A 12,756-nucleotide genomic window follows, 5' to 3' on the forward strand; every position below is an offset into this window, starting at 1 on the left:
AAGCGCAGCAATGCGTTGAGCTTACCGGTACTAATCGCTCGATCGGCTTGATCGCTCTCATTACTCAATGCCCGTCCGCCCCGCTCACCGCGGGAAAGGACTGCGATCGAAAGAAAGACCAGAGAGCTGTCGCGCTCGGTCCCCGCCTTCGCGGGGATGATCGCTACGCTCCCAGCTTGCTTCACCGTTCTTGGCCGGCCTGGTGGTTCCAGCGGGGAGCCTGTACCCGATCCCATCCCGAACTCGGCCGTAAAACTCCCCAGCGCCGATGGTACTGAGTCTCAAGGCTCGGAAGAGTAGGTCGCTGCCAGGCCTGCCAAGAACGGACCAACTCTCCACGTTCACAGACAATCCAAAAACGCCCGCCGCGGACCCCCGCAGCGGGCGTTTTGGCATGCGTCCCACAAGCCGCGGACAAGCCACGCCGCGCCCCCCCACCGGACCGCCCCCCGCTCGGGCGACCAGCGCCGGCGAAATCCGGCCGCCTCCGGAGCACGCTCGAGGCGATAGGGAGGCGATAGGCTCGTACGAAGAAGACCCTCGCCCGGCCGAGCGGCCACGCGGAAGCCCGACCGGCGACGGACCAGAAAGGCCGGGGGCGAGGCCGGCCGTGCCTGCGATACGGCTCGACCAAAAGGCGTCCAGCAATGACGCTCACCGTCGCGCTTCGAGGCCCGCGCTTCGCCCCGGCATCTCGGGATGACGGCGGTTCACGGCTGCCGCCAACAGCACAGGAGGGGCGGTCGGACGATCCCGACGGCGCGGCGACGGCCGAACCCGTCGACGCCCGCTCTACTTCTTCTCGCCGGAGTCCTTATCGCCGGCCTTGACGAAGGCGGCGAACGCCTCGGCGTAGTCGGGGTGCCAGCGCGACAGCGCCGGGCGGTTCTCGACGAGATCGCCGGCCGCCCACAGGATCCGCCGCTCGTCGAGCGTGCGGGTCACCTCGTTGTCGGGGCACAGGATGTAGAAGTCGCCGCGCTCGAGGTGGGCCATCATCGCGTCGACGGTCTGCTCCGGCGTCCACGCGCCGGCCGGCTTCCGGGTGCGGCCGCGCGCGGTCAGCGCCGTGAACACGAATCCCGGGATCAGCAGATGCGCCGTCAGGGCGCAGTTCGGCGTGGTGCGCAGCTCGTGCGCCAGCAGCTCGGTGAAGGTCTTCACCCCGGCCTTCGACACGTTGTAGGCGGGATCCCCGGGCGGCGTGGTGATGCCCTGCTTCGAGCCGGTGTTGACGACCAGGCCCGGCCGCCCCCGCGCGATCATCTGCGGCACGAAGACGTGGCAGCCGTGGATCACGCCCCACAGATTGACGCCGAGCACGCGCTCCCAGTTCGCCTGCGGCGCGAACATGTGGCTGCCGGGCTGCACGCCGGCGTTGTTCATCAGCACGTCGGTGCCGCCGAAGGTCTCGCGGACCATCGCCTCCAGCGCTTCGAGATCGTCCCGCCGGCTGACGTCGGTCACCCGCACGGCCACCGACGCGTCCGGCGTCTCGGCCTTCACGGCCGCGGCCGCCCCGGCGAGATGCACGCCGTCCACGTCGGCGATCACCACGGTGAGGCCGCGCCGGGCGAACTCCTTGGCGGCCGCGAGCCCGATGCCCGACGCGCCGCCGGTGATCACGGCGACGGCGCCGGGCGTGAAGGCGGGGTGAGGCATCGGTCATCCTCGTCGCAGGAGCTGCGCGCAGGCGACGCGAGGCGGCCCGGCGATCCCGGTTCTACCGAAATCGCCGGAGCCGCGCTGTGCGCGTTTCGCATTGGAGCATAACTCCGGACGCGCGCCTTGGCTCCGGCCGCGGCGGCCTTCGGCCCGCCGGCGACGGGCGGGTCACGCGACGACGCGCGTTCCCGCCCGGCCTTCGATCGCGGCCGCCATGTGGGCCGGATCGGTGATCACCGCCTCGCGCCCGCCGCCCTCCAGGAACCCCACGCAGGCCTCGACCTTGGGCAGCATGCTGCCGGGCTTGAAGTGCCCCTCGGCCATGTAGCGTCGCGCCTCGGCGAGCGTCATCGTGTCGAGGGTGCGCTGGCTCGGCTTGCCGAAGTCGAGGCAGACTTTCTCGACGCCCGTGGTGATCACCAGCATCTCGGCGCCGAGCTGGCGGGCGAGCAGGCTGGAGGCGAGGTCCTTGTCGACCACGGCCGAGGCGCCGGCGAGCGTGCCGTCCTGGTCCTCGATCACGGCGATGCCGCCGCCGCCCGCCGCGACCACGACGAAGCCGGCGTCGAGCAGGCGCTTCACCGCGTCGAGGTCGAGGATCGCCTTGGGCTCCGGCGAGGCGACCACACGCCGCCAGCCGCGGCCGGCGTCCTCGACCACGTCCCAGCCGTCCTCGAGACGATGCTTCTCGGCCCGCTCGCGGGTGAGGAAGGAGCCGATCGGCTTGGTCGGTTTCCGGAACGCGGGATCGTCGCGGTCGACCAGCACCAGCGTCACCAGCGCGGCCGGCGGGCGGCTGACGCCGTGCCGGCGCATCTCGTTGCGCAGCGCCAGCTCGAGCTGGTAGCCGAGCGCCCCCTGCGTGTCGGCGACGCAGGAATCGAGCGGCACCTGGTGCAGGGCGGATGCGGCCAGCTCCGAGCGGCGCAGGATGAAGCCGACCTGCGGCCCGTTGCCGTGCGTCACCACGAGCCGCAGCGCGGGATCGCGCAGCAGCCGCACGATCTCGGCGCAGGCCTTCTCGGCCGCCCGGTACTGGTCCGGAACGGACTGATGGGTCTCGTCGGCAATGAACGAGTTGCCGCCGAGCGCCACCACGACGGTCTTGCTCTTCGACATGGAAGCCCCCTCCCGGTGGAGACTCTTTGGCCGGCTGTCAGCGACGCCGGCGAGTCAGTTCCACGTCATTCCGGGGCGCACCGCAGGTGCGAACCCGGAATCCAACCACGATTCCCGAAGTCCCGGCTGGATTCCGGGTCCGGCGCGTCGCGCCGGCCCGGATTGACCGAGACACGGTGATGGTCGCCGCCCCGCCTCAGAGGCTCAGCGGCTTGGCGCGGCGGACGATCTCCTCCAGCCTGGCGGAGGGATCGCGCAGGCGGGTGAGGAACATCAGCGCGCTGATCACGAACGGCTTGTAGCTCGCCTCGTTGTAGGTCGGGATGCGGTACTGCTCGAACACCTCGGCGCTCACCTCGCCGGCCTTGCAGCTCACGTCGGTGATGTCGGCCGGCAGGCAGTGCATGTAGAGCGCCGACTTGTTCCGGGTGAGGTTCATCTTGGCCCGGTCGCATTCCCAGTTCTGGAACTTGGCGTTGTTGGCGAGGCACTCCTTTTCCAGCGCCTTGAGGCCGTCCTTGTCGGAGACCTTCAGGAGCTCGGTCCGGCGCTGCATCACCTGATAGGGCGCCCACGACTTCGGATAGACGATGTCGGCGTTCTCGAACGCCGCTTCCATGCTGTTGACCACCTCGAACGAGCCGCCGGTCTCGGCCGCCTGCCTGCGCGCGACGTCGATCACGTCCGGGATCAGGCCGTAGCCCTCCGGATGGGCGAGGCTCACCTGCATGCCGAAGCGGCTCATCAGGCCGATGACGCCCTGCGGCACCGACAGCGGCTTGCCGTAGCTCGGGCTGTAGGCCCAGGTCATCGCGATCTTCTTGCCGCGCAGGTTCTCCAGCCCGCCGAAGTGCTTCTTCAGCCAGGCGAGATCGGCGAGCGCCTGGGTCGGATGGTCGACGTCGCACTGCAGGTTGATGACGCTCGGGCGGCGGTGCAGCACGCCCTTCTGGGTGCCCTCGGTCAGCGCGTCGCCGACCTCGCGCATGTACTTGTTGCCCTCGCCGAGGAACATGTCGTCGCGGATGCCGATCGCCTCCGCCATGAACGAGATCATGTTGGCGGTCTCGCGCACGGTCTCGCCGTGGGCGATCTGGCTCTTCTCCTCGTCGAGCTCGGACAGCGTGAAGCCGAGCGCGCTCGCCGCGGCCGCGAACGAGAAGCGGGTGCGGGTCGAGTTGTCGCGGAAGATCGAGATGGCGAGGCCGGACTCGAAGGCCCGGTAGGAGATGCCCTCCTGGTGGAGCTGCTTGAGCGCCTCGGCCAGCGTCAGGATCGCCTTGATCTCGTCGAGCGGATGATCCCAGGTGATCAGGAAGTCCTTGTGGAACAGGTCGGTCTTCAGGGCCTTGAAGGCGGCGAGCTCTTTCTCGAGGGCGGCGCTGGGCATGGGCGTGGTCCTTGGAGTGTTTGAAACGGGGCAGGGATTCTGCTCGAAGCGGAGGCGGCGGGGCCGAAACCCCGCCTTTTCAGTCCGGAGCCGGAGCGGCTCTCGATGCGGGGGCTCGACTCACGGCGGTCCGGTTCGGCGCGCAGCGTCGTCGCGGCCCCGTCACCCTCTCCCCCCGCCGGGGAGAGGTGAACGAGGCGTCCTCGCGGGGACGAGCGGTGTTCACCGAAAGTCGCTCCCTCCGGTCCTGTCGTCAGGCGTTGCCGGCGAACACGCTGGGGAAGCGCGCCAGGAAGGCGATGCAGTGGCGCACCTCGCGGATGTCGACGCATTCGGCGATCTTGTGGGTGTTCTGCTCGATGCCGGGCGCGAAGCCGAACATCGCCGGGTGCTTGTAGGCGCCCGACACGACCCACTTCTTGGCCTCGCCGACCGGGATCGAGGTGTCGTCCTTGGGCACCGGATAGCCGACGCCGTCGGTCGAGAAGATCCAGCGGTCGACGCGCGGCTCCTTCGGGATGAATCCGCCGGTGCCGCTGACGCCGTTCACGTGCGGGCTGACGACGCCCTTGTAGGCGGTCACGGCCGCCGTGATGGCGGGATGATCCTCCGGCGTCACCCAGCCGAGATAGATCTGGTCGTTGTTGAGCACGTAGCCCTTCCAGCTCGCATCCGGATAGACCGGGATGCCGACCGAGACCTCGAGGCCGGCGGCGCGCGCCGCGGCGACCGACGACAGCGCCTCGACGTCCTTCACCGACTGCTCGGGCGTCTCGCCGATGGTGAGACGGCGATCGAACCGGAAGGTGAAGCGGGCCGGCACGGCGCAATCGCTCGGCGTGTCGAGCGTCGCCCACGAGGCGGTGCGGGTGCCGTGGCCGAGGAACGCGTTGTCGAGGAAGCCCTCGCGCTTCTCGTACTTCTCGGCCGCCTCCTTGAGGATGGCGGCGCCGTATTCGAGCGGGTTGAGGCCCATCCACGGCATCGAGCCGTGCGACGAGCGGCCCGTCACCGTCACCTCGATCTGCATGCGGCCGCGCTGGCCGCGATAGATGCCGAGCGCGCCCTTGTTGGCGTCGCCGGTCGAGTCGGTGAGGATGACGACGTCGGGGACCAGCTCAGGCGCGGCGCCCGGCAGCACGTTGCGCATCACGTACATCGGGCCGGCGCCGTCGTTGTCCTCCTCGCAGACGGTCGCGTAGGAGCGCACGATCACGCCCTTCAGGGCCCCTTCGGGCGCCAGCTCGAGCAGGATCTTGGAGGCGACGATCTGCGAGATCACGCCGCCGAGCTGGTCGGCCGAGCCGCGGCCGAACAGGAGATGATCCCACTCGGTTTCCGGCGGCACCCAGCCGAGCTCCTTCTCCAGCATCGCCTTGGTGATCTTCGAGCGGTCGAGCAGGCCGTCGTAGACGTCGACGCCGCCGTTGGTCTTGGCCAGCCACACGTCGCGCAGCGGCTTCACCGTGTCGGTGTGGCCGTCGAGATAGATGACCTTCTTGCTGCCGGCCGGGATGCCGTCGCTCGGATCGCTGACCACCCACACGAGGTTGCCGAACGCGTCGAAGTCGACGTCCTTCGCATCGCGCACGGCACCGATCTCGATGATCTTCCGGCGCAGAAAGTCGAGGCGCGGGAACTCGTGATTCGAGGTGCCGCAGCGCGGGTCGCCGCCCTGCTCGACCGGACGGTCGACATAGTCGGCCGGGATCCGGATGGCTTCCTTCAGGATCTCGATCGCCAGCGGATGGTACTTTTCGGCGAGTTCGGCCACGCGGCCATCGAGTTTCGACATCGGCATCTCCAATCCTGACGGGAATGCATCCCTTGCATTCCCGGCCGGCCGCCCCCTCGGCGACAGGCCCTGCGCCCGCCTGGCCTCCTGATCCGCACGACTCCGTACGGAGCGAAAACCTCGTGACGGTCCGGATGCCGTGGCGGGCAGGGGCGGCGTATATCCGGCCGGTTCCCGCACATGAAACACGAATTTCGTATTTGCGTCTAGATGAAATTTGTGTTTCTCTCCCATGCATGGTGCAGCCGTTGGACCAAGCGATCCGCGCCCATTACGAGCGCCTTCCCGCCGGCGAGCGAAAGATCGCCGACGTGTTGCTCGATCTGGGCGACGAGCTGCCGGCCTATTCGGCGACCGAGCTGGCCGAGCGCGCCGGGGTGTCCAAGGCCACGGCCACCCGCCTGGTGCGGCGGCTCGGCTATGCCGACTACCAGGACCTGCGCCAGCAGGCGCGCGCCGGGGCGGTCGCCGGCTCGCCGCTCGCCGAGCTGCGCGACGCCGCCGTGCCCGGCACGCTCGGCCGCCATCTCGAGCACGACCTCGCCTGCCTGACCCTGACCCTGAAGGGCATCGCGCCCGAGCATGCCGAGCGGGCCGTCGGCGTGCTGGCCAAGGCGCCGCGCATCTGGGTGGTCGGCTTCCGCAACAGCCACGCCCTGGCCCTCTATGCCCGCGAGCTGCTGGTGCAGGTGAAGCCCGACGTGCGGCTGCTGCCGCTGCCCGGCCAGACGCTCGCCGAGGACCTGTCGGCGCTCGGCGCCGGCGACGCCGTGCTGATGCTCGGCTTCCGCCGCCGACCCCCGGTGCTGGCGAAGATCCTGCGCGTCGCCCGCTCGGCCGGGGCCGACGTCGTCCTGCTCACCGATCCGTCGCTCGGCGACGTCGCCGCCGAGGCGACCGTCACGTTCCGCTGTCTGAGCCGCGGCGCCAGCCTGTTCGATTCCTACGTGGCGCCGCTGAGCCTGCTCAACCATCTGTGCGCCGAGGTCGCGCTCGCCCTGGGCGAGACCGCGCAGGCGAAGCTGCGGCGCAGCGAGCAGCTGCACGACGTCTTCGGCGATTTCGGTTTCTGAGGAGAAGCGCCAGAATGACCAAAACAGTCCGCTTCCGCCTGAACGGGCAGCCGGTCGAGATCGACACGCTGCCCGACGAGCCGCTGCTCGACGTGCTGCGCGAGCACTTCAAGATCAAGTCGATCAAGCCCGGCTGCGCGCCCCAGAAGGAATGTGGCTGCTGCCTGGTGCTGATCGAGAACCAGCCCAAGGTGACCTGCTCGATCAAGGTGTCGCAGATCGAGGGGCGCTCGATCCTGACGCTGGAAGGCGTCTCCGACAACGAGCGCAAGCTCTACGCCGACGCCTTCCAGGCGACCGCCGGCCTGCAGTGCGGCTACTGCACCCCCGGCCTGGTGCTGCGCATCAAGTATCTCACCGACCAGGACCGCGACTTCACCCGCGACGAGATCGCCAAGGCGCTCGACGGCCATCTCTGCCGCTGCACCGGCTATGTGAAGATCCTCGACGCGGTCGAGCTGATCCACAAGGCCAAGCGCGGCGGCGCGCTGCCGCCCGTGGTCGAGAACGGCGGCGTCGGCGAGGCGCTGCAGCGCTGGCAGGGCGCCGATCTCGCGCTCGGCCGCCGGCCGTTCGTCGCCGACATCGACGCGCCCGGCATGCTGCACGGCGTCGTCGTGCTGTCGCCCCACGCCCGCGCCCGGGTGAAGCGGATCGACACGTCGAAGGCGCTGGCGCTGCCCGGTGTCCACGCGGTGGCGACCGCGGCCGACGTGCCCGGCAGCCGCTGGGTCGGCCTCATCTATCCGGACTGGCCCGTGTTCGTCGCCGAGGGCGAGGAGGTCCGCTGCGTCGGCGACGTGGTCGCCGCGGTGGCGGCCGACACGGCCCGCATCGCCCGCGAGGCGGCCGCGCTCGTCGAGGTCGAGTACGAGCCGCTGCCGCCGGTGCTCGATCCGTTCGAGTCGGTGAAGCCCGGCGCCCCGCAGGTCAATCCGAATCACGCCAACGTCCTGCAGGTGACCAGGATCGTGAAGGGCGACGCCGACGCGGCCCTGAAGGGCTCGACCCACGTCGTCACCGGCACCTGGCAGACCCAGCGCATCGAGCATCTGTTCCTGGAGACCGAGGCGGCGCTCGCCGTGCCGCTGCCGGACGGCCGCCTGCATCTCTACAGCCAGGGCCAGGGCATCTTCGACGACCGCCGCCAGGTGTCGACCGTGCTGGGCGAGCCGGAAGAGAAGCTGTTCGTCGAGCTGATGCCGAACGGCGGCGCCTTCGGCGGCCGCGAGGACATGACCATCCAGGCGCAGACCGCGCTGCTCGCGCGCATGACCGGCCGGCCCGTGCGGGTGACGCTGACCCGCGACGAATCGGTGCGCATGCATCCCAAGCGCCATCCGCTCACCATGACCTACACGGTCGGCTGCGATGCCGAGGGGCATCTCACCGGCGCGAAGGTGTCGATCATGGGCGACTCGGGCGCCTACGCGTCGGTCGGCGGCAAGGTGCTGGAGCGCGCCGCGGGCCACGCGGTCGGTCCCTACAAGGTCCCGGCCATCCACATCGAATCGACCGCCGCCTACACCAACAACCCGCCCTGCGGCGCGATGCGCGGCTTCGGCGTCAACCAGACCAGCTTCGCGATCGAGGGCTGCCTCGACCTGCTGGCCGCCAAGGTCGGGCTCGACGGCTTCGAGATGCGCTGGCGCAACATCCTGCGCACCGGCGACGCCTACACGACCGGCCAGATCCTCGACAAGCCGGTGGGCGTCGAGCCGACGCTCGCCGCCGTCAAGGACGCTTACTACGCGGCGAAGCAGGCCGGCCGCGCCGTCGGCATCGCCTGCGCGCTGAAGAACTCCGGTCTCGGCAACGGCGCGATCGAGCGCGGCCATGCGCGCCTCGTCGTGCAGCCGGACGGCACCGTCGACCTGCACACCGGCTTCACCGAGATGGGGCAGGGGCTCCTCACCATCCTGACGCAGTGCGCCGTCGAGGTGACGCATCTTCCGGCCGAGATCTTCCGGCCGCAGGTCAACACCCGCTTCGAGCTCGGCGCCGGCCAGACGACCGGCTCGCGCGCGACGCTGCTCGCCGGCCGTGCCGTCATCGACGCCGCGGAGAAGCTGCGGGCCGACCTCGCCAGGGGCCTGTCGCTCGACGATCTCGCCGGCCGCGTCTACGAGGGCACGACCGTGATCGACGACACCACGGCGCCGGGCGAGACCAAGAACGGCCGGATCAAGACCCACACGACGTTCGGCTGGGCCACCCAGGTGGTGGTGCTGGACGAGAAGGGCGCCGTGGACAAGGTCTATGCGGCGCACGACGTCGGCCGCGCCCTCAATCCGCAGCAGTGCTCGGCCCAGATCGAAGGCGCCGTCCACATGGGCCTCGGCTACGCCCTCACCGAGGAGCTTCCGTGCAAGGACGGGATGCCGGTGACGGCGAAGCTGCGCGAGATCGGCGTGCTGCGCGCCCAGCACATGCCGAAGGTCGAGGTCACGCTGGTCGAGGTGCCGGAGCCGGAAGGCCCGTTCGGCGCCAAGGGCGTCGGCGAGATCGGCCTGGTGCCGACCGCCGGCGCGGTCGCCGGCGCGCTCGCGATGTTCGACGGCACCCGCCACATGCGCCTGCCGATGAAGGAGTCGCCGGCCGCCAGGGCCATCAATGTCGGCCGCATCCCCGGCGACCGCAGCGAGTGGCATTGAGGGCGGGATGCTTGCCTTGCGTAGGTCTTCCGTCATTCCGGGGCGCGCCGAAGGCGCGAACCCGGAATCCAGCGGCAGACTCGGTGTCGCGTGGCTGGATTCCGGGTCCGGCGCTGTGCGCCGGCCCGGAATGACCGGAGTGTGAGTCATGTCGTCTTCAGCCCTCGTCGTCGGGCCCGACAAGAACGGACGGCGCGTCGCCATCGTCGACGGCGTCGTGGCACGCGAGGCACCGGCCGACGCGCCGGTGCTGTCCTGTGCGGAGGGCGAGATCGGTCCCGGCAACGTCTGCGCCCACACCCACATCTACAGCGCGCTGGCGCCCTACGGCATGCCGAAGCCGGAGCCGGCGCCCGAGACCTTCATCCAGATTCTCGAGCGCGTGTGGTGGCGGCTCGACCGCGCCATCGACGCCGAGACGCTGCGGGCCGGCGCCCGCGACTACGTCGCCAAGGCGCTGCTCGCCGGCACCACGACGCTGATCGACCACCACGAGTCGCCCAACCTGATCGAGGGCTCGCTCGCGATCCTGAGCGACGTCTGTACCGGCCTCGGCATGCGCGCGGTGCTGTGCTTCGGCGCCACCGAGCGCAACTTCGGCCGTGACGAGGCGCTTCGCGGGCTCGCCGAGAACCGTACCGTGGTGCCGTCGCCGCTGATCCGGGGCATGGTCGGCCTGCACGCGAGCTTCACGGTGTCGGACGAGACCATCGCCGCGGCCGGCGATCTCGCCCGGAGCCTCGGCACCGCCGTGCACGTCCACGTCGCCGAGGACGTGGCCGACGTCGACGACGCGAAGCGCCGCGGATTCGCGGGACCGCTGGAGCGGCTGATCGCGCTGGGCGCGCTGGTGCCGGGCTCGTTGCTCGCCCACGGCGTGCATCTCGACGCCGCGCAGGTGCGGCTCGCCGCCCGCAACGGCGCCTGGTTCGTGCAGAACCCGCGCTCCAACGAAGGCAATCGGGTGGGTTATGCCGGCAACCTGTCGCAGGTGCCGACCGTGGCGCTCGGCGTCGACGGCTGGAACCCCGACATGGCCGAGGAGCAGGCGGCGCTCGCCCGTCTCGCGCAGGAGAACGGCGACGCGGCCGCCGCCGGACCGCGGGCCGCGACCCGGCTCGCGGCCGGCCATGCCCTGATGGCCGAGCGTTTCGGTCTGCATCCCGAGCCGCTGGCGGTGGGCGCCGCCGGCGACGTGGTGGTGCGGCGCGACGGCGCGGTCGAGCACGTGGTCGTCGCAGGACGTCCGGTTGTGCTCGACGGCCATCTCGTCGGCGGCGATCCGGCCGCCTTCTCGGCGGCGGCACGGGCCGAGGCGGCGCGCCTGTGGGACCGGCTGAGGAATGTATGATAAGGACGGCTCGGCAATGACTCGTCCGAGCCTCCCCCGCCCTTCGAGGCTCGCTTCGGTCGCACCTCGGGACGAGGGCGGATCGATCCGGGTCGCAACGAAACAACTCATCACCTGACGGAAGGACATCATGGCGCGGCTTGGACTCGAGCGGACGGTCGTCGACACCGAGGTTTACGCGCGGACGAACGCGCGCTTCCGCGAAGCGAACGTGGTGCTGCCGACGATCGCCGAGCTGGCGAACCCGACCACCATCGATCCGGCGATCCGCGGCAGGCTGAAGGACGTCGATCCCGACTCGCCGCACCCGCTGAACCTGTTCCGGGTGCACTGGTGGAACGACGCGGCGCGCCGGGAGCTGGTCGACGTCCCCGGCTATGTCGAGCTGCCGAGCGAGCTGACCGGCGTGAAGGCCCGCATCGTGCTGGCGGTCGGCGACCGCTTCCCGATGATCGCCGCCCACAAGGTGCTGGCCGCCTATGGCTGCCTGGTGCCGCGCGTCGTCACCGGCCAGTTCGACCCGACGCACCACCGCGCCATCTGGCCGTCGACCGGCAACTACTGCCGCGGCGGCGTCGCCATCTCGCGCATCCTCGGCTGCCGCGGCGTCGCGGTGCTGCCCGAGAACATGAGCAAGGAGCGGTTCGACTGGCTCGACCGCTGGGTCACAGACCCGTCCGACATCATCCGGACGCCGGGCTCGGAGAGCAACGTCAAGGAGATCTACGACGCCTGCGCGGCGCTCGACCGCGATCCCGACAACATCATCTTCAACCAGTTCTGCGAGTTCGGGAACTACGTCGTCCACCGCACCTGCACGGGCGCCGCGCTCGCCAAGGTGTTCGAGACCGTCACCAAGGGCAGCAGGACGGCGAAGCTCGCCGCCTATGTCTCGGCGACCGGCTCGGCCGGCACGCTGGCGGCCGGTGATCACCTGAAGAAGGCGTACGGCACCAAGATCGTCGCCGTCGAGGCGGAGGAGTGCCCGACGCTGCTCTACAACGGCTTCGGCGAGCACAACATCCAGGGCATCGGCGACAAGCACGTGCCGTTCATCCACAACGTGATGAACACCGACATGGTGGTCGGCATCTCGGACCATTCGACCGACACGCTGTTCGTGCTGTTCAACACCGACGAGGGCCGCAAGTACCTGGTCGAGCGCCGCGGCATCGATCCCGCCCTGGTGGCGCAGCTTCCGCATTTCGGCCTGTCCGGCCTGTGCAACCTGCTGGCCGCCATCAAGGCCGCCAAGTACTGGGACCTCGGCTCCGACGACGTGATCATGACGGTGGCGACCGACGGCTCCGCCATGTACGGCAGCGAGATCGTCAAGGCGATGCCGAAGTACTTCGGCAACCGCTTCGATCAGGTCGCCGCCGGCGAGACGTTCGGCCGCGTGCTCGGCGGCATCGCCACCGATCACCTGATCGAGCTCACCCATGTCGACCGCAAGCGCATCTTCAACCTCGGCTACTTCACCTGGGTGGAGCAGCAGGGCGTGTCGCTCGAGGAGTTCACGGTGCGCGCCAGGCAGTCCTTCTGGGACGGACTCCTGGAGATGGTCCCGGCCTGGGACGAGATGATCCGCGCCTTCAACGCCAAGAGCGGCGCGAAGGTGAAGTGATTCGCGTGGTCATTCCGGGGCGGCGCGTAGCGCCGAACCCGGAATCCACTCACATCCTCGGAGCTCGCCGCTGGATTCCGGG

8 protein-coding genes and 1 rRNA gene are annotated in these 12,756 nt (G+C 69.8%); 5 read left to right on the plus strand and 4 right to left on the minus strand.

What is annotated here, in order from left to right:
• The first annotated feature begins 198 nt into the window (after positions 1 to 198).
• A 5S ribosomal RNA gene (gene rrf / locus J2S22_RS24765) occupies positions 199 to 313 on the plus strand.
• Positions 314 to 792: 479 nt separating this feature from the next.
• Here the strand turns inward: rrf and J2S22_RS24770 are convergent.
• From J2S22_RS24770 to J2S22_RS24785, 4 genes are all read right to left on the minus strand, one after another.
• Positions 793 to 1,662, minus strand: coding sequence for an SDR family NAD(P)-dependent oxidoreductase (locus tag J2S22_RS24770; RefSeq protein ID WP_272840631.1), 870 nt, complete (start codon positions 1,660 to 1,662; stop codon positions 793 to 795).
• A gap of 171 nt (positions 1,663 to 1,833) precedes the next feature.
• The gene (locus J2S22_RS24775) at positions 1,834 to 2,784 is read right to left on the minus strand and encodes a carbamate kinase (protein ID WP_272840630.1); all 951 of its coding nucleotides are present in this window, start codon (positions 2,782 to 2,784) and stop codon (positions 1,834 to 1,836) included.
• A 196-nt stretch (positions 2,785 to 2,980) separates the two neighbouring features.
• The gene (gene ygeW / locus J2S22_RS24780) at positions 2,981 to 4,174 is read right to left on the minus strand and encodes a knotted carbamoyltransferase YgeW (protein WP_272840629.1); all 1,194 of its coding nucleotides are present in this window, start codon (positions 4,172 to 4,174) and stop codon (positions 2,981 to 2,983) included.
• A 253-nt stretch (positions 4,175 to 4,427) separates the two neighbouring features.
• Positions 4,428 to 5,969, minus strand: a complete 1,542-nt coding sequence (locus J2S22_RS24785) for a peptidase dimerization domain-containing protein (protein ID WP_272840628.1) — start codon at positions 5,967 to 5,969, stop codon at positions 4,428 to 4,430.
• A 248-nt stretch (positions 5,970 to 6,217) separates the two neighbouring features.
• Between J2S22_RS24785 and J2S22_RS24790 the strand changes: the two genes are divergently transcribed.
• From J2S22_RS24790 to J2S22_RS24805, 4 genes are all read left to right on the plus strand, one after another.
• Positions 6,218 to 7,042: a MurR/RpiR family transcriptional regulator gene (locus tag J2S22_RS24790; protein WP_272840627.1), complete on the plus strand. Its 825-nt coding sequence runs from the start codon at positions 6,218 to 6,220 to the stop codon at positions 7,040 to 7,042.
• 14 nt (positions 7,043 to 7,056) lie between these two features.
• A complete protein-coding gene (xdh, locus tag J2S22_RS24795; protein WP_272840626.1) occupies positions 7,057 to 9,696 on the plus strand; it encodes a selenium-dependent xanthine dehydrogenase in 2,640 nt (879 codons plus the stop codon).
• A 148-nt stretch (positions 9,697 to 9,844) separates the two neighbouring features.
• Positions 9,845 to 11,047: an amidohydrolase family protein gene (locus J2S22_RS24800; protein ID WP_272840625.1), complete on the plus strand. Its 1,203-nt coding sequence runs from the start codon at positions 9,845 to 9,847 to the stop codon at positions 11,045 to 11,047.
• 130 nt (positions 11,048 to 11,177) lie between these two features.
• Positions 11,178 to 12,674, plus strand: coding sequence for a pyridoxal-phosphate dependent enzyme (locus tag J2S22_RS24805; protein WP_272840624.1), 1,497 nt, complete (start codon positions 11,178 to 11,180; stop codon positions 12,672 to 12,674).
• Positions 12,675 to 12,756 lie beyond the last annotated feature (82 nt).

Source organism: Rhodoplanes tepidamans (genome assembly GCF_030813915.1).
Classification (GTDB): Bacteria; Pseudomonadota; Alphaproteobacteria; order Rhizobiales; family Xanthobacteraceae; genus Rhodoplanes; species Rhodoplanes tepidamans.